We start from the raw sequence: 18973 nt of genomic DNA, 5'->3' as shown, positions 1-18973 counted from the left end.
AACCAAAAATGAAGGGCCACCACGGCCTTTAGTTTAGTCTTCTATAATTATTTCAAGAGATGTATTTTAAAGAAAGGAATGGGGTGAACTTACCCCGCGGCTAGGAATGACCTATCTCAAGTATTAGTCCCCATTCCAATTCAAGAGGGGAAGTTTTAACATGATAATTTCCGCAAGGATAAATACTATATCCCCTCAGAGTCACCTATTAGGGGCTCTGAGAATTTATCATAATACCTGAGTTAACCCATAGATATATGAGAGGAGTCAAATATTAGCTGGAAACTGATTCGTCTTTGGAACAAACTTTTGTTTAATTATTCAATACGTTTTTTCTTAAAGGTGGTACTATTCAAAGGTGTGTTTTCAGCAGGGTTAACTCTTTGGTAATACTGCTTATTTAAATCATAACGAAATGTTATTTCATGTGCTGATCCCAAATCGTTTCCTTCATTACCAAATACACGCTCTATTGAATAGCCAATGAGATACCTATTATCCACTCTAAATCCAATTGACGCTCCTGCAATGGACCCTGATCGATAGGTAAGCCCACTAACCACCTGATTCTCATAAGAATAAAAAATTGCAGCAGAAAGTATATCTCTTCCATCGCCAAATCGCTGATAAATTAATCTTGGTTCTACCAGGTCATATCCATATCTGACAGGTACACGGCCATTGAGTGTTGCAGTTAAAACCCCTTCTAGCCTACTACTTTTATTACCCCAAGTGCTGTTTAAATGATGATATGCAACACCTATGTCCCCGTATTGATGTGCCACAATAAACCCAGAGCTGACATCCCAACTATTATCCGATTCTGAATTCAATAAAGGATCGTTCATGTTTTGGACGAAAATATTCTCCCTGTCCAAGCGAACCTGAAACCATTCAGCCATAAGTCCGAATGAAATACGGAATGATTCATTCAAACTCATATGATAGGCACCTGAAGTCACGGCTCTGTAATTCTTAAAAACATCAAACTGCTCATAGTAGACATTACCACCAACGCCAAAGCGATCACCCCTCAATAAGGTATGACCTGATAAATATGACATTGATTGACTGCTTTCTAGTCCCGTCCAGGCTTGCCTGTAGGTAAATGAAACGGAACCACCTGAAAATCCGGTAAATGCTGGATTTAAGCTAAATCCATCTGTCATAACTTGCTGAAAATTAGGTATTTGCTGAGCTTTAGTAGAATAAATAAATATGCCTATTAGATGGATGTATAATAATAGCTTTTTCATCTGGTTATGATGGTTATTGGCTGCTTAATTACAGTTGATTGCTCATCTACCTTTAACACACATAGGTAGGTGCCTGCGGAAAGCGTTTTACCTCCATAGGTTGCAAACCAGTCATTGGCATACCCTTTTCTGCTAAAAATTAATTCCCCAGCCGCTGAGTAAATCTTAACACTATTTTCCGGATACCTCTCAATATTTTCGATGTAGAGGTAATCATTCATTCCATCGTTGTTTGGAGTAATGACATTGGCGATTTTGACAGGAACATTGGTTGTAACAACAATATCCTTTACTATGCTATCTGTGCAACCATTATCATTGGAAACAGTAAGCCTCACCTCAAAAGCACCAGCCTGGGAAAAGATATTTGTAGGATTTGACTCTGAAGAGGTATTGCCATCTCCAAAATCCCAATTCCATGTGGTCACAGATTTTGATGAGCTATCATAAAATTGAATCAAAGCGCCAGTTCCTGGGTTTTCATCCATAAAAAAGGATGCTTCAGGGCTACTGAGAACATTCATTTCAATGCTATCCGTCCTATCATATATTGTATTTGTAACCCATAACCAGTGAGACCCTGATTCCGTCCATGTAATAGTTACTTCATCATTATCTGCAACAAGTTCTCCTCCTGAAACAGTCCATTCATAATTCCCTGCAAAACGACTTGGGCTTACAAGGTGGGTTGATGATTCACCCTGACAAATTTCGAAAATTTGTTGCTCAATTTTTGGATCTACATTTATTTCAAAAGATGCTGACTGTGAAGGGCCCATTGTAGCCAGTTGACTATCAAACGATTGCACTGACCATTCGTAACTTCCGTCCGCTAAAGAATCAAGTACAACTTCGGTGGTTGAAATAACTTCATCAATTCTAGTTCCGAGTGGGATTAAGTCCTGACCATCTTTTATCAAAGAGAAAGTGTAGTACAATCCATCTCGAGCAGTTTCTGTATCCAGTGCACGATCCCACGTCAATTTAACCTGATCATTTGTAACCGTATTGGCCAGGTTTTGTGGAATTGTAGGAAACTCATTGGGGTACGGCAGGTTATTATAATGAATGTAAGAAACCGTATCACCCACCGCATCCAAACCACTAATTACAATTTCTAAATTGGTATCTCCATTCACATCGATCCAATGGACAGCTCCAAAACTTATGCCTTCATACTGGATCGGGAAGTCATCAAATTGAAGATCATTGTTTATTAAAATCTCTGTATAGTCTGGATAACTTATCATAATATCCAAATCACCATCGCTATCCAAGTCTCCCATATCTGTGCTGGTTGCACCTATGGCTAGTGGAAAAACATCGAAAATGAAATTGGACCTATTTACATACAAAGTTGCCTGGGTATCTAAATTTAGTGCCATGAAATCCATGTTTCCATCTGCATTAATATCACCGAGATGCGCTTGCGAAAAGGACGTTTCTAACAAAGACCGATTATAAAGAACTGCATTATCATTCCCGACACATAAATTTTCATAAATATTGATCTGAGTATCCTCGGATATAAATACATCGTGTTTTCCATCATTATTTGCATCCATTAATTTGAAATCTAATCCCGGATATGCATCAAAGTAGTCATATGCACCATTTACAGTTTCATACATCCAGACGATGAATGTTGATGGTTCTGCTATGATTAATTCTTTGACACCATCTAATCCCATATCTACTGCTTCTACCCTACTCGCATTGATGCCTGTAATCAATATTTCTCTGCTGCTTTCCGTAGTATTGAAATCATAAATCACCTCAACTGTGGAAGGAGTAGCTAATAGAATATCCATTGATCCGTCATTATTCAAGTCTTCCCACCCGGCATATGTCACACTTGTAAAATCATATGCATTCCGAACAAACTCATCCGCACTCTGATTATAAAGGGCGTAACCGTTAGCCTCTTTTACCAACATGTCATATTGGCCATTTGAATCGAAATCTGCCCCACTCTGGGCATCCATAAAGATTCCATCAAATGGGTTTGTCTTTCGTTCAAAAGTTTCGACCTCAAAACTGAGCTCCTCACTAAATGGGCTTGTAGCATAGCTATTATCGATTGTTTGTACAGCCCAGTAATAAGTACCGTTTTCAAGATTGGTAATGATAAACTGTTCTACATGACCAGCATTTCCCTGATCAATCAGCTTTCGCGATCCATCCGGATGGGAATACGGATAAACAATGGTATCACTTTCAGAGCGTACATAAACATTATAGAATAAACCATTTTCATGTGTTTCGGCATCAAATGCCTTATCCCAATAAATTGTTGCTTCATCAAACTCAACGATTGAAAAAAGATTGCTTGGAGCAGAAGGTGCGGTATTGATTTGACCATCGATTTCTTCAATATCTGCCATAAACCATGAATCATCTCCGTTAAATCCTCCATTTCCTGAAAGCAAATGATTGATTTTACCATCTCCATCAATATCATAATAGACACTCCACGCACTGTAATACTCTAACCTGCCCAGATGACCCGAATTGTAGTATTCTCCATTGGGAGATTGTGGAAAGTAATTACCCTCAGGATTAATTAAATCTGACCTACCATCAACATTCAAATCGATGATTGATAAAGACCCACCCTGTTGACTAATATAAAATGGTTCAGTTAGTGATCCTTCATCGTTTATAGATATGTACCCCTCTCCAACCATATCGATATACTCATCATTGTTATAATCAATGAACTCATCCACTGGAATCGTTCCGGATCTAAGACTCGTTTTTGAGAAATTATCTGGATCAAATCCATCTTTACTCCCATAATAAATTATATAGGCATCATTAATGTCATCAAAGGCAAAAGCATCCAACCAACCATCATTATTGTAATCACCAACTTTTCTTAAAAATCCTTCAATGGGAATGGAATCATATTTGACAAATTTTTCTCCATCGTTGTGATGTGTCATAATCATTATACCTGATTCTCCAAAAGCGTCATCAACTAAATCAATGTCTCCATCTCTGTCAATGTCAACCAGAAAACGTGTTGAAACATTTTGAATTCCATTCGAGTATATCAAGTCGTACTTATAGGAGTTTTCACTTTCCCATAGCGCTATTCGTTGTTGATTCTCTGTTGCGGAAAAATCTTGATAGATGATATCTAAGTGTCCATCATGATTAATATCAGACAAACCGATTATAAAGCTGATACTCCCATCTACTTCTAGTACAGAAGACTCTAAGTTAAGCGACCCATTTATGTTATTTAACAGACTTAGTTGCCCATCCACAACCTGCAATAAATCCATGTCATTGTCATTATCAAGATCTGCTCCTAAGATGTTGCTGAGTTCTATGTAATCATTGGAGTTTATAACGAAATCATAAGTATATTTTTCATGCTTATAAGCGTTCCATTCTGAAAATTCACTACCTGCCAGGGCTTTATTGATTGCCTGCACCCGCCAGACATAATATCCTTCTTTTAGGTTAGATAATTGGTGAATATTTGAAGTTGCTGAATTTCCAGACCTCCAAACTTTTCTGAAACCATCATCAAAAGCCATAGGGTGTATTAATGTCGACTGATTCAAAGAATCATAAAGGGGGGCATACAATACCTCGACATTATAAGAGTCAAAAGGTAAGTCATAATCCCAGGTCAATATGAGTGTGTCAGATTGCATAAATGAGCTCTCATTATATGGTGAACTCACATCTGTAGCAGGATTACTTGTATTTAGGTATTTAGCATTTCCATTAATTGCAACCAAATCAAGATCCAGATCTTGATCCAAATCTGCAAAGCGGATAACACTTGATTCAAACTGTTGAATGATTTCCAAAGCGTTTGCGGAATCATTTTTAATCAGATATGATTGTTTAAAGGCCTCTTCACCGAATAGCAGAATTCGATATCCTGCTATGACGTCAGTGAAGTTATCGTGATCCACATCACCCAGTTCCATATAAAAATCACTCACATGATAACCTGAATTATCATCGACAAATGGCGAAGAGAGAATGGCTTCTGATACTTTTTCAAATTGATTATTTTCATTCTCAAAATATTCAACCAAAAGATCTAAAGTGTATACCCCTTGCTCGATATCAATGGGTGCATAAACCCTGCTGAGTAGAATCATGTCCACATCACCATCATTGTTAAAGTCGGTCAATAAATGTTCATAAGATTCTCTAAAAACATCAGGTGCTAATTCAGGTATTTGGAATCCTGTACTAACGGGATTAAAATTTTCTTCTTGTCTTTGATATAATAAATCGCCATTTAGCAAATGATACATATCATTAATACCATCCATATTCAAATCTCCAAACGCAACATATTCTGAAAAGAAGGAAGATCCTTTAGTATGGGTTAGATAGTCTTTCGGTTCGGATATTTCATTTCTGATAACACCCTGAAAGTATTGATCCTGCCCCATTGGAAAAAGGTCATTAATCCCGTCGAGGTTAAAATCGAAAACATCCATTCCTAGTAAGAACTCATAAGAAACATCTACTTCTTGCTCAAAGAAATTCTGTCCATCGTCATTAATATAAACACCTTGCTCATTCACAATATCCAAGAGCTCATCGTTGGATGTTTCAACAATTTTTGAGATAAGTAAAGCCCGATCCTCAGTATAAGATGTTTCTTCATATTTTCCATCTCTAAATACAAATGCCCGTTCATTATTTAACCCATTGGCATTTCGTAAATCACTGATAACTAATAAGTCGGGATCTCGGTCATTATTAAAATCACCGACAGCAACGTCTTTCTTAAACCTAATATTCTCGTCCTCAATGGATAAAACTGAAATTTCATATGGACTTAGCTTTACAGGAAGCTCCGAAACAATCTCGAAGGTTTTTTCAGTACTAAAGTCCGATAATTGCCCATTTGCTTTAAAGGCCTGAACAGACCAAAAGTACTCGCCAGCAGGAAGTTGCTTCACCTTCACAATCGTGTCGCTTTTAAATCCCGGCCAACTCACTTGGGAGGTGTTATCAGTAAAATTGACGGATGGTTGAATAACATATCCCGTGGGCCCAATAAGCGAAATGTTGTATGCATGTGACGTGTCATTTGGGTAGCTCCACATAAGCGTTACATCATTATTGTCAACCTCAGATGTAAGTGATGCAGGAACTGCAGGTGTAAAGGATGGGTACCCGCCATCATTACGAAGTATTCTTGTTGAGTAATAGTCATTGTCCAGCGATCCGCACACAGCCAAATCCACATTGTTATCTCCGTCAATATCTCCCCAGGCCGCAGCAAAGCGTACCTTAGGTAACAATTCTGCTACATTAAAAGTGAAATCACCAGTGTTTTGATAAACCATTGCTTCTGGCTCATCGCCTGCGGCTTCATTAAGCCCTGTAATAACAAAATCTAATAAGTTATCATTGTTAAAATCAGCTGCTTCAATGTCTCCCCAATATGAGTTTCCTATTGTATCAATCAGGTTAAAATCTCCGGAACTATTAAAGTTATTCTCATAGATATAAACTCCATCAGACTCAGCATCAAAATCATATCCAGAGGCTAGTAAATCTTGATCACCATCATTATCAAAATCACCCCATTCTGTGGCGGGCAAGAACAAAGTTGTGAATTCATATGCTTCATGAAACACACCGTCATCATTTATCAAGAGTTTGGCCACTAATTCACCAAAGGCAGTTTGGCCAAAAATGGAAATATCTAAGTCTCCATCTATATCTACATCTACAAATTTGGCATCTCCATTATAAAGGTTATCTGTGAATTCAATAGGTGTAAAGACATCATTACCATCATTTCTGAACAATCTTGTTTGCACCAGCCCTTCTTCATAACTGGCAACTCCCATCCCAAGTAAATCAAGATCACCGTCGTTATCATAGTCACCAAACTCCAGGTTCCCTCGGTCCATACCAATATTTTCATCGTTCACTGCCACGAAACCTTCACCTGTGTTCTTATAAATGATTAGCTTAATTTTTCTATTACCACTCGCATCTAAATCTTTGGTTAGTCCCGTTACTGCAAAATCCACCAGGGCATCTGAGTTGTAGTCACCAACTGCGAGTGATGGTATGGAAGATAAGCCTTCCAATCCAAGGTTGAAGGCTGGCTTAAAATTCCCAGCTCCATCATTGACACTAATTCGACAAACAGGTTCATTATTATCAAAACCTGTAACAAGTAGATCTAGGTCCCCATCAGAGTCAAAGTCTATGAAAGCTACATCACCAGCTACTTGTGGGATTTCTGCAGTGGTTATATCAGTGAATTGAGCGTACGAAAATTGAATTGAAAGTACAAAAAATAGTATCAGGCAGGATCTTGTAAGTTTCAATGGCTTGGCGGTTAAAACTATAATATTAAGAATATTTTCTAACTTTTCATTCGACAATTCGACAAACCACCAAAGATGAAGAGATATATACTTTGCTTTACCGCCATATTATTTTGCTATTTTGCCATTGCGCAAAATGAAACATCAATCCTCTTAAGTTCTACCGGTCACACAGGTAAAATCAGAGATCTGGGTTTTATATACGGCACTAACGAGCTAGTGAGTGTCAGTGAAGATAAAAGCCTGAGATGGTGGAATATCGAAGAAATGTCGCTTAAAGAAAAAAAATACCTACCTGATATCATTGAGGTATCTGGCTCCAATTATGCCATTGCAATTAATGAAAATTTAAATCTGGTTGCAGTGGGATCTGCCTATAACCCATTAAAAGATTATGCACCTGTAACTATCATAAACAATAGCAATAAATCAATAACCAAAACCTTAAATGTTCACCAAAATAATATTGTTGCGATAGACTTTCATCCTACCGATCCACTGCTTATGAGTGGAGACGAATCTGGAAAATTAGTTTTGTGGGATGTTTCAGATATTCTCTCCCCAACAGAAATCAATACCATAAATCTCTCAGACAAGATTAATGAAATCTCATTTCATCCATCGCAAAATATGATAGCTGTGGCAACAGATACAAAGCTTATTGAAATTATTGAATATGACCTCACAAGCAAAAAACTAAAAAGCAATAAAACAATATCCGGCCATTTCCTTGGGGTTAATAGGGTTTCATTTTCATCCAATGGGAGGTACTTGATTTCAGGTGGACAAGATGGCTATGTCATCATATTTAGTCCGGAAGGAAAGGTACTAAAAAAAATAAGCGGACTTGGTCATGAGATTACGAGTCTAGCCATCTCAGATGATTCTGAAATGGTAATAGCGATGACAAAGGTTAGCGGTATGGGCAGAAGTTATACACTTCCTGAAGGCATTCCCATCGCAGAATTTAACGGTCACAGCAATACCGTTTATGATGCTGTGTTTCTAAAGGTTGAAAACAATAATTACCTGGTAGCTTCAGCTGGGGGTCTCGAAAATGAAATATTGATTTGGAATCCTATCAATGGAACATTGAGTGGAAAAATAGGCAATGGAAGTGCGGCTGTACACAATTTAGAACTTGTTGATAACAAACTACTCATTAATCAAACATCTAACCGACAACAATATCAGTATAGTTTTGATCTAACAGATTTGGTAATTACACCCAATCCTGATAATGTGATTTCAAAAAATAATAATGGAAGCATAAAACAACTCACCCCCTATTTATTAAAGAAAGGGTCAATAAATATTAAGAATGATAAGGATATCGATGGCCGCATTTTAAGCTATTACTCAACTGCTGATGAAAGCATTCTTGTTGGTAGTGATTTTACGCTTAGCCACTACGATAAAAATGGTGGGTATGTGGGCTCTCTTATAGGTCACACAGGTGGCGTTCGATCAATTACATCAAATGAAAAGTACTGGATTACAGGTGGTGAAGATGAGGTCATTCATTTCTGGTTAAAAGAAAAGTATGAAGATGGACCCTTTGCTAGTCTGTATATAAAAGATGATAATGAATGGGTGCTATGGAGTGCAGATGGTTATTTCGCTTCTGCGGGTCAGGGTGCTGATCATTTTGGTTGGCTCAAGCCTTCATCTAATGATTTTCAAACCTTCTTTAATGGAAGCCAATTCTTTTCAATACTCTTTCGTCCTGAGGAAGTACAGCTCTCCCTGGAACAAGGAATATCAGTGGAAAATATATTGAAAGCTCAAGGAGATCGCATTTTTTCAATAAATAACATTCAGAGGCCTGCGGTGGCACTCCTCGAGCACCCTTTTTCAATAGATGAAAATAATCGGAGTTTTTACTTGATTTCTAATGGCGAAGTGTATCAATCGGATGCCGCAAAAATCACCCTTCCTGTAAAAGCAATCGATGGTGGTTCTGGGATCAAAGAAGTAGCAGTCTATCAAAATCAAAAATTAATTAAAAGTCATCAAGTATCTTCCGATGAAAGAACATTGAATTTGGAATATGAAGCAAGTCTTCTCCCCGGCATCAATAAGTTTTCAGTAATAGCAATCAATTTTCAGGGAATTGAATCCCGCCCAGATCAACTTTCAGTGAACTATACTGGTAGTGCAATTGCTACTGGCGATTTGCATGTCTTCAATATTGGTGTGAATAAATACAAAAACACCTCATACAACCTCAATTATGCTGAACCTGATGCTAAAGCTTTCCTTGAGAAAGTTCAGGATCAATCGGGTAATATTTTTGAGAAGGTTTATGCGTATTCAATGTACAATGAGGAGGTCACCAAAGCTAATGTGATTGCGAAGTTTCAAGAAGTGATAGCTAAAGCAAAACCTCAGGATTTATTCATATTTTATTACGCAGGTCATGGAACAGTTGACCTGGAAAGCGAATTCAATGATTACTACTTGGTACCATATGATGTCACTCAGCTTTATGGAAATAATGATATGCTTAAAAAGCAGGCAATATCTGCACAGGAACTTAAAAAAATGTTATCAGAAGTGAGTGCACAGAAGCAGCTTATTCTTTTAGACGCTTGCCATTCTGGTGGAGCTGTAGAACTTTTTGCCATGAGAGCCAGCCCTCAAGAAAAAGCTATTGTCCAATTGGCACGAAGCTCTGGCACGGTTTTACTCTCCGCAAGTGGTACTCAGCAATTTGCTACTGAGTTTGATGAGTTAGGACATGGAGTCTTCACGTATGCCCTATTGCAGGGTCTGAATGGTGATGCAGATGGTGGTAACAAAGATGGGAAAATAACTGTGAATGAACTTAAAGCATACCTGGAAGATCACATCCCTGAACTCTCAAAAAAATATGGTGGATCCGCACAGTTTCCAACTGGTTTTAGTACCGGTCAGGATTTTCCAATAAGCGTAAGACAAAATTGATCATTTCAAACAAGCTATGTTTTTAACGTTGATCATATCAAATCCGGCAATAAAAAAAGGTAACCTTGCCATGCAAAATCACCTTTCTTTATTCGCACAAAGTGTGCAATGATTAAATATTAATCATTAACCAACTCTACGTTGATCGCATTCATTCCTTTCTTACCTCTTTCGGTTTCGAATTGTACTTTGTCATTTTCTCTGATTTCGTCAATCAGACCATTTACGTGTACAAATATGTCTTCGTTTGAATTATCTGGTTTGATGAATCCAAATCCTTTTTCGTTGTTGAAAAACTTAACAGTTCCTTCTTGCATTGTATTATTATTTATTGTTATTGAGTAGTGCTTAATCTATTCGCTCTACATTCACGGCGTTTAAGCCTTTTTTTCCTTCTTCTACTTCAAAAGCAACCATATCATTTTCCATGATCTCATGGATAAGGCCGCTGGTATGAACAAAGATGTCCTTACCGTTATTACTTGGGGTGATGAATCCAAACCCCTTTTCACTGTTGAAAAACTTTACTTTTCCTTCTTGCATTATTGTTTATTGTATTGTTAATGTATTCTATCCTGGTTGATAGTTACCTCTTTCTGTCAAAATCAAAATATTGGTATCCATCGCAATAATGAAGAAAAAACGATCGATTAGGACCTGCGTCTTATCAATTTGAGTGGATACGTTGGGAGGAAATTCTTAAAGGAAAATACTACTTAAACGGATACTACCTACTGTTAGGAACAGCGTACTTACTAAATTATTGGCTCAATTCTTTGATTGAGCAGTGCAAATATAGTTCTTTTATTGAATATAAAATAATTTAAAGCCAGCCTACAGTACTAGTCGTATCGCTTCAATGAATATTTCGGCAAATCTGTTCATTCAAGCGACCAAAAGTCTTCGATTGTACACTATTTGATGTAATTTCATAAATAACCAAATCGTCAATTTTTATGAAATTTTTTACGTCCTCTTTACTCCTTTTATGCATTTTTTGCTCATCCGCCCAAGATGTGGACATAGTCAAAATTGTAGATGCCCTCACCATCAAATGGGATAAGCGTGCGTCAGACCTGGAAACCTACATGGGAATGAAATATTACTGCACGGCTGATAAATACCGTAATGAAACAATTGACCTACTTGATGACATTCATCATTATGATACATTGCTGTACGGCATAGTGACAAGGAAGTACGCTGATACTAAAGACAAAGAAGCTGAAGCTACACTAAAAGATATCATAGAGTTGGAAGCGGAATATACCACGGCAAACTTCAAAGCATTTCTCTCTGAAGAATGTGAAAAATTTGCTGAAATTGAGGAAAAACGTAACGAAGGTGGTTCGTATGCCAAGGATGTGGAGAAGCTTGAAAAGGAACTCGTAAAATATGTAGGCAGTATCACCCAGAGAATTGATCTTATTGATGAACACATTCACCATTTAGATCTTGATTAACATTGCTTCATTTGAGTAAGGGGGCTCTCCTTTATGCTTTTCTTTGCGCTCTTTCTTACACTTATTCCTCCAGACCAGAGATCATTAAATGTTTGGTACCTACACCATAGTGGATGGATGGTAGAGACTGATAACCACCTACTGATATTCGATTACTTTCCTGACGAGCTTAATCAGGAAAACAAAGAGGCTGTCAGTAGCTTATTGAGCCAGATGATTGAGGGTGCAAATAAGCATGTATTATTTATCATCAGTCACGAACATAAGGATCATTACTCAAACGAAATATATCAATGGAAAGATCTGGATCGAGTTCAATATGTATACGGGTGGGACTATAATTCTGAACTTGATTCATATATTTCAGCACCTCCTGACAGCCAAAATGTCACTGTCGGGTCTTTAAAAATAATAAGATCAATCCCAGCGACCGATCTGGGGTCTGGGTTTCTAATTACTGTTGATGATGTTGTTATTTTTCATAGTGGAGATCATGCCCAATGGGCAAGTGAGTATAAAATGCAATTCCGATCCGAGGTTGATAAAGTCGCAGAGTATGATACTAAAATTGACTTGGCGTTTATGCCTATTTCCAGAGGTACATGCGGGGATGTAACTACTGATTTAACCGAAGGGGTTGTTTACACTCTTAATAAGCTAAAACCCCGATTCTTCTTCCCTATGCATGTCAGATGTGTGGACAAAATACAACTCTACCAAAGCTTTACAGATAGCATTAAGGATAGATTTTCTATGGTTCAATTTAGATATGGGACATTTCCTGGTGAAGCTTTCAGCATTAGCATGAAGCAGAAGTAGAAATACTTTCAATTTTTGATTATCAGTATTCCTAAGGATATCTATACCTTTAATAATCATTAGCTGATCATGGACGCTCATCTAGATATTGATAAATTAAATGATGCATACCTCGAAGATGAGGAAAGTTATCAGGGATTTGTAGAGCCACTTGATATTGGTGTGGGTGTATATAATTCAAATGCCTCACCAATTGCCTGTAATTCTGCTGCATACAATTTGTTAGGACTCTCAAAGGAGCAATTTATGGGCAACACCGCAATGGATCCCTATTGGAAAGTAACACATGCAGATGGAAGTAAGTTTGAAATTTATGATTTTCCGATAATAGAAGTCATTACTAACTACAAGCCAAAGTTGGGAGTGATTATGGGGGTATCCAGACCATTGCTAAATGATAAGGTGTGGTTGGAGGTAAATACACACCCAATTCTAAATTCGAACAGTACGATCGCTCACGTCTTTTGTACTTACAAGGATATTACTGATCAGTTTATTGATTATTAATGGGTTAGAAACCGACACCTCTCTGACCTACTATTTTCCTTATCAGGCAAATCTATATTCTATCCTGGCTAACTAGGAATTCAGTGACAAATCATTTATCATAATAGAAGGATAACTAAACGATCAAATTCCCTTATCCAACTAAAAAATTAAATACTTTAAGGAATTTTTAGTCTTTTTAAAGCTGTTAGAGAATGTCACCAATGGAGCCAATCAAAATTCATCCCACCCGAATAACCCCCGCCGTAATTCTTGACCCTTCAAGAGGCATATTTAGAATGTATGGCAGATCAAGTCCTGAGAATTCCGTTCAGTTCTACGAACCGATATTAGATGCATTGTCCAATAAAATGAATGTTCCCAGGGTGGACGTTCGGATTAAGATGGAGTACTTCAATACCAGTAGTTCTAAATGTATTTATGACATACTGAAAGAAATAAAAATTCTTGAGAAAAAAGGAAAGGAAGTGATGGTGCGTTGGTATTATGATGAAGATGATGAAGACATGCTAGAAGCTGGAGAAGATTACAGTGACCTACTGGATCTTCCATTCAGATTCATTGAGTATCATCCTGACGAGCAAAAAACTGCCTGACAGGCTCTTATCACTTCGGACATTCTAATATCTCTCCCATTGTGTTCATCACTAACTGAACATTCCTGACCTTGTTGTAAGCCGCGATCTCATGAAAAGGCCCACACACTACACGATAGCCGCCAAACTGAATATCCTTATAAGTTTTAATACCTAAATCTTTTTCCAAACGATGGGCAAAAGAAGAAGGCATAAAAATCTTTGTCTCTTCTCTGTTTTTAAGCGCTTCCTGGAGAATCATCTGAACCAGTAGTTTGGTAATAACCTGTTGAGCATTCATAAATGTGTGAGTTAGTGATATTGTTCAAATTGTTCTTAATGCTATAGGAAGATAGTGTATTGATCCGCTATTTGAAATACCATAAATCGGGTATTTTGATGAACACCACATTTTGATCGGTGAATATTTCAAACAGCCAATTATCATCTTCTTTTTTACAAATAGGCCATATTTTATCCTATCTGAAGAGACTTCATTCCCACTTTACACGTACGATACATCTAACTCAATTAACCTGGACTATTGATGTAATGGCTCACACTCATCTTTGTAAATATTTTCCGGTAGTTGTGTTTTGCATAACGTTCAACTCATTTGCCCAATACAAAGGTCAGTTAAGCTCACTATTCGTTCCAATAGATGAACCTGTTTCTGTAATGGAAGACAGAAAAATAGATTCCTTTAATCCGCTTGGGCCCAGGGCACGGCAGCTACATGCCGAATCCTACAAAGGAAAGTCCGTTGGTTTAAATGAAAAAGGACTCTGGATCAAATTAAATGACCAGGAATTTTTGTACCGGGATAGGAAGATTTTTACGTTCGAGGAACTGAAATGTGAATACGAAGAAGTGACTCCACGGAAGTACAGCAAGCAGCTTAATAAAACAGTGAAAGCGCTTAACTCCCTCTTTAAAAAATCATCGTATGCCCGGAATCTCATTCAAACACTTCAGAATTCTGAGAATAAATTCACAATATCGATTGTAAAATGTATCCAAAGCTATATGCTGGTGCCCATTTCAAAAGAACGATTTGGAGTACTGAACAACAATGCGTACGCCTTCCAGATATTGGAAAGTGATATGCAGATAGTGGATTATTCACCATTCAATCAAATTGGTAGTGGAGCGGAAATAAGATGGGGACCTAAGCATAAGAAGATTAAGCTAGCCCATGAGTTGGGTCATGCATTTGATGCCAATTTTGGTCTCATGGATGATCGACTGATGCAGGCATACGGATTGATCATTCCTGCCAGAGAAATTCGGGCGTTATATCATGAAAACATGATCAGAAAAGATTTAAAAAGGCCCTTACGATTAGAAGCTAATGATAGTAAGGCTCTTGTCGTGAATCGAATGCCTTACACCTACCCTCTGCCAATACCTGCCCGTTACTAATCTAGCAGTATTACATCCAGAAAAATATCTTGCGGATTAATAGAGTCTGGTTGATTGACATAGCCAAGTACATAGTTTCCCTTAACCCATTCCAGCCAATATTGACCATTATCTTGCATTCCTCCATTAGTTATCGAATCATCTAAGCTGCGATTTCCAGAATAGGTAATTACATCCGCTCCAAACCTGTTTTCATAGTTTAGGGCTGACCCGTAATAAACATTGGAAGAAATGTATAGAATAGCACCTTTTGGGGAGGTGAAGCGATATTCACAAAAGCCATGATCATCTACGGTCTTACTAAGTGTATACTTTTTAGGGACAGATAGCTCAATTTTCGAATAGCCTAAATCAGGCCCGCAATCTTCGAAGTTAAGGGTAATTATAGAGGCGCCCTCATATCTAGACGTTTTACACCCTAAAACAGCCAGGATAACTGCGATGTAAAAATTCCTCTTCATTTTAACAATCTAAAATAAGATGTAATGAACTAAAAACAGCAAATCAGTCAAATAGTACTTTATTGATCAAGGATTTTGTAAACCAGGATCGGAATCTTTGATTCGTTCACCACATCTTCGGCAATTGACCCTCCTATTATGTGGTCGATCCCTTTCTTACCATGTGTTCCTAATACGATCATTCCTGCTTCTTCCTCTTCTGCAAACTTTACGGCACCCTGGTCTGCATAGTCAGCTTCTATTGAGTGAAGGGTAAAATCTTTAAGATGGTTTCTTTCTGCAAAATGCTCGAGCTGCTTTTTAGCTTGGGATTCATCCAGCCAATTGTAAGGCGTCTTTACTTTAACCAGGTGCATTTTCAGGTTTAACATTTCTTGTATGTCTTTGGCATGATTCGCGACCAGATCTTGTTCTTTGCTTAGGTCTGAAGCAAATGCCATGCTCTTGATGTCTTTGAGATGTGTTTCTCCTTTGATGATGAGAACAGGGCAATGTGCATGCCTGATCATCCGCTCAGCATTTGACCCAATGAAAACCTCTTTTAAACCGGAGGCTCCTTTAGACCCCATCACAATCCAGTCGGCTTTTTCTTCAGAAATCAATTTGCTGATATTGGTGAATGCATTTCCAAAATTCATATGTACGGACACTTTCTGGCCCATATCCTGCACGCGTTTGGCCCACTCATCCAGTTTGTTGTGTGTTCCCTTTATAAACTCACCGGTATAAAAGGCCTCCATTCCTGAAGTACTTACTTCCCCAGTAAAGCTCAAATGCCCCACAGGTATTTCTATCACATGAACAAGCACAATCTCACCATTAACTTTTTCACTAAACTCCATAGCAAAATTGAGCGCATGGGATGCCATTTCAGAAAAATCGATAGGAACAAGTATTTTCTTCATGAATTATTGATTTTTAAATTGTCTGATACCACAGGCCTAGTTTCTTATTCAGCTTTTCGATGGGACATCTAAGTTAACTGGTTTTTCTTCTTTTATAAGGTTCAGGTTGGTACCAGGTAGATTAAAATTACTTACAATTCAGTGTGATGGTAAAAGTGGTTCCTTCTCCTTTTATTGATTCTACATCCATCATGCCCTTATGTTCATCAATGATCATCTGTGTGATGAAAAGGCCCAATCCTGTTCCCTCTCCGGGATCCTTAGTTGTATAGAATGGATCAGTCATTTTTTCAACTTCTTTTTTACTCATCCCTACTCCTGAATCAGAAACCTGAACGCAAACTGATTGATCAATATTTTTAGTGGTTATCTCAATGATCCCCTCTTCTTCAATTGCCTGCTCAGCATTGGTAATAATATTGGTGAAAACCTGGTGAAGCTTTCCTTCATTGCCTTTTACTGTAGATTTATGAGCAAGGTATTGTGTTTTAATTTCAATTTTCTTTTTACGAAACCTATTTGTTAAGAGTGTGAGGCTGTTTTGCAGTACCTCATGAATATTGCATGTCTCATCCATCGTGTCACCAGTCCGGCTAAAGTGAGATAGCCCATTTACAATCTGGACGGCCCTCCTAACCCCCTCTTCTATGGCATTGAAATACTGATCATATCCTTCCAAATCACTGCTTTCATGTAGTTTTTCCTTTAGTGCAATTGCCCCATGTTTAATGAAATTCAAAGGATTGTTTATCTCATGGCCGATTCCAGCTGATAATATCCCGAGAGATGCCATTTTTTCTGCCCGAATTAACTGCTGTTGCGTGGATTTTAGCTTTTCATACCCCTCCTTCAATTCGCTATTTTTTTCTTTAAGTTCCCTGGTCCGATCTTGAACTTTGTTTTCCAAATCCTTATTCAGGAGCTCCAATTGTTTTTGATAGCTCCTTATTTCTGAGATGTCTTCTGCAAACAGGGTGAACCCGACAACCTTATCATTATCATAAACCGGATTGTAAGTGGATTTAAATATTATGTCACCTTTTGGGCCTGGATATGCAATCTCGGTTTGAAATTTTTCTCCCGAAAGAGCTCTATTAAAGACCTTTTTAAAATAATCTATTTGACTTTGATGCCTTATCTCTGAAAGTAAGTTCATTCCTTTTTCCAAAGTCAGATCATCAGTCAACTTGGCTGACAAAAAGAAAGCTCGATTAAACTCCACCAACCTTTTTTGAGTATCAAAGAGGCCAACAAGGTCCGATGTGCTTTCAATTATTGATTTAAAATTAGCTCTCTCCTTTCGCAGCGTTAATATCGAAGATTCAAGATTGCGTTTGAGATATCTATAAAGCAAAATTGAAGCAATAACCAAGAGTAAATAGACAATAAATACGAATTTAAATCTATCCAACACTTCATAGATTAAAACCGATTTATCAATAGAGATAGTCAAAGAATGATCAACATTGTCTATTAATATGGAAACACAGATTATGTCTGTGCCTGAAATTGGGTCTATTGCTGATGTGACGTATGCATCTTCCAACACTTCAAGTGTATCTACTTTAGTGTATATAAGTTTGTCAGAACCCAACACTCCATCATAGTCAGTCTGATCCATTGGGTAAAGGATTTGAGTTGTTTTGAATTCATTGTTGATCAGATGAACTTTATATTTTGTGCCGGCCACAAACCGATCCAGCTCCTCAATCATGGTGCTATAATCAATGGCCGAAGTATTGACCGCCACTATTTCACCATTTTTATCCCTAATCGGTACTCTAATCGGCAATATCCAATCTGAAACATTCTGAAAATAGTAACATTCTCCAAGCGTAAGCCCGCCTTTTTTTAAGGAAGATTCAAACGATCTTCTTGTCCTTTCAGATAGTGATAAATTTGGAAGTGAATCGTTCACCAGCCTACCTGTAAATGTGATTACCTGACCGTCGGGATCAGCCAGACCAAAAGCTAAAAGCTCCTTTTTATATACCTCAAGTGCGCGATTAGCATAATCCAGTCGTTCTTGTGGGTCTTCAATTTCGACAAGCCGGATACCTAAACTAAGCAAACTCAACTCCCACTGGTGAAAACTGAGCTCATAGTAGCTCTCAATCACCTTGGCTGTATTAGCTAAATCATTTATCCTATCCCTTTTGGCGTCCTCAAGGATATAAAGAAAGGCGGCTCCAGCTAGGGTGGTCATACTTATCACGAGAAGAAAAAATATTCTTCTCAAGGACCTTATTTCTGATACGGATTTCAACCGTTCGTAATTTAATTCAAT

Annotated in this window: 14 protein-coding genes; 6 read left to right on the top strand and 8 right to left on the bottom strand. The window is 37.8% G+C overall.

What is annotated here, in order from left to right; all coding sequences use genetic code 11:
- Positions 1 to 317: 317 nt before the first annotated feature.
- On the bottom strand, positions 318 to 1256 hold the full coding sequence (locus RIC88_RS03075) for a PorP/SprF family type IX secretion system membrane protein (RefSeq protein WP_350215998.1): 939 nt from the start codon (positions 1254 to 1256) through the stop codon (positions 318 to 320).
- Entirely contained in the window at positions 1253 to 7588 is a 6336-nt protein-coding gene (locus RIC88_RS03070) for an FG-GAP-like repeat-containing protein (RefSeq protein ID WP_350215997.1), read from the bottom strand. The genes RIC88_RS03075 and RIC88_RS03070 overlap by 4 nt, the downstream gene beginning before the upstream one ends.
- Positions 7589 to 7663: 75 nt before the next feature.
- Here RIC88_RS03070 and RIC88_RS03065 point away from each other — a divergent pair, with 75 nt between their 5' ends.
- Positions 7664 to 10534 carry a caspase family protein gene (locus RIC88_RS03065; RefSeq protein WP_350215996.1) on the top strand — a complete coding sequence of 957 codons (2871 nt, stop codon included), beginning with the start codon at positions 7664 to 7666 and terminating at the stop codon, positions 10532 to 10534.
- A gap of 119 nt (positions 10535 to 10653) precedes the next feature.
- On the opposite strand, the gene RIC88_RS03060 is transcribed toward RIC88_RS03065, so the two are convergent.
- On the bottom strand, positions 10654 to 10851 hold the full coding sequence (locus tag RIC88_RS03060; RefSeq protein ID WP_350215995.1) for a cold-shock protein: 198 nt from the start codon (positions 10849 to 10851) through the stop codon (positions 10654 to 10656).
- Between the two features lie 31 nt (positions 10852 to 10882).
- The gene (locus RIC88_RS03055; protein ID WP_089355841.1) at positions 10883 to 11077 is read right to left on the bottom strand and encodes a cold-shock protein; all 195 of its coding nucleotides are present in this window, start codon (positions 11075 to 11077) and stop codon (positions 10883 to 10885) included.
- Between the two features lie 473 nt (positions 11078 to 11550).
- Between RIC88_RS03055 and RIC88_RS03050 the strand changes: the two genes are divergently transcribed.
- The 4 genes from RIC88_RS03050 (at position 11551) to RIC88_RS03035 (ending at position 13919) form a co-directional block, all read left to right on the top strand.
- A complete protein-coding gene (locus RIC88_RS03050) occupies positions 11551 to 11997 on the top strand; it encodes a hypothetical protein (RefSeq protein ID WP_350215994.1) in 447 nt (148 codons plus the stop codon).
- 33 nt (positions 11998 to 12030) lie between these two features.
- Positions 12031 to 12816, top strand: a complete 786-nt coding sequence (locus RIC88_RS03045) for an MBL fold metallo-hydrolase (RefSeq protein ID WP_350215993.1) — start codon at positions 12031 to 12033, stop codon at positions 12814 to 12816.
- A gap of 69 nt (positions 12817 to 12885) precedes the next feature.
- The gene (locus RIC88_RS03040) at positions 12886 to 13323 is read left to right on the top strand and encodes a transcriptional regulator (protein WP_350215991.1); all 438 of its coding nucleotides are present in this window, start codon (positions 12886 to 12888) and stop codon (positions 13321 to 13323) included.
- Between the two features lie 203 nt (positions 13324 to 13526).
- A complete protein-coding gene (locus RIC88_RS03035; protein WP_350215989.1) occupies positions 13527 to 13919 on the top strand; it encodes a DUF1987 domain-containing protein in 393 nt (130 codons plus the stop codon).
- 10 nt (positions 13920 to 13929) lie between these two features.
- Here the strand turns inward: RIC88_RS03035 and RIC88_RS03030 are convergent, their stop codons facing one another.
- Positions 13930 to 14199, bottom strand: a complete 270-nt coding sequence (locus tag RIC88_RS03030; protein ID WP_350215988.1) for a hypothetical protein — start codon at positions 14197 to 14199, stop codon at positions 13930 to 13932.
- 377 nt (positions 14200 to 14576) lie between these two features.
- Here RIC88_RS03030 and RIC88_RS03025 point away from each other — a divergent pair, with 377 nt between their 5' ends.
- Positions 14577 to 15320, top strand: a complete 744-nt coding sequence (locus RIC88_RS03025) for a hypothetical protein (RefSeq protein WP_350215987.1) — start codon at positions 14577 to 14579, stop codon at positions 15318 to 15320.
- Here RIC88_RS03025 and RIC88_RS03020 read toward each other — a convergent pair.
- The 3 genes from RIC88_RS03020 to RIC88_RS03010 form a co-directional block, all read right to left on the bottom strand.
- Entirely contained in the window at positions 15317 to 15781 is a 465-nt protein-coding gene (locus tag RIC88_RS03020; protein WP_350215986.1) for a hypothetical protein, read from the bottom strand. The genes RIC88_RS03025 and RIC88_RS03020 overlap by 4 nt on opposite strands.
- A gap of 59 nt (positions 15782 to 15840) precedes the next feature.
- Positions 15841 to 16686, bottom strand: coding sequence for a universal stress protein (locus RIC88_RS03015; protein ID WP_350215985.1), 846 nt, complete (start codon positions 16684 to 16686; stop codon positions 15841 to 15843).
- Positions 16687 to 16813: 127 nt separating this feature from the next.
- Positions 16814 to 18892: an ATP-binding protein gene (locus RIC88_RS03010; protein ID WP_350215983.1), complete on the bottom strand. Its 2079-nt coding sequence runs from the start codon at positions 18890 to 18892 to the stop codon at positions 16814 to 16816.
- Between the last annotated feature and the right edge of the window lie 81 nt (positions 18893 to 18973).

The organism is Ekhidna sp., assembly GCF_040220215.1.
Taxonomy (GTDB): domain Bacteria; phylum Bacteroidota; class Bacteroidia; order Cytophagales; family Cyclobacteriaceae; genus Ekhidna.
This window is presented reverse-complemented; position numbering and strand designations above follow the sequence as displayed.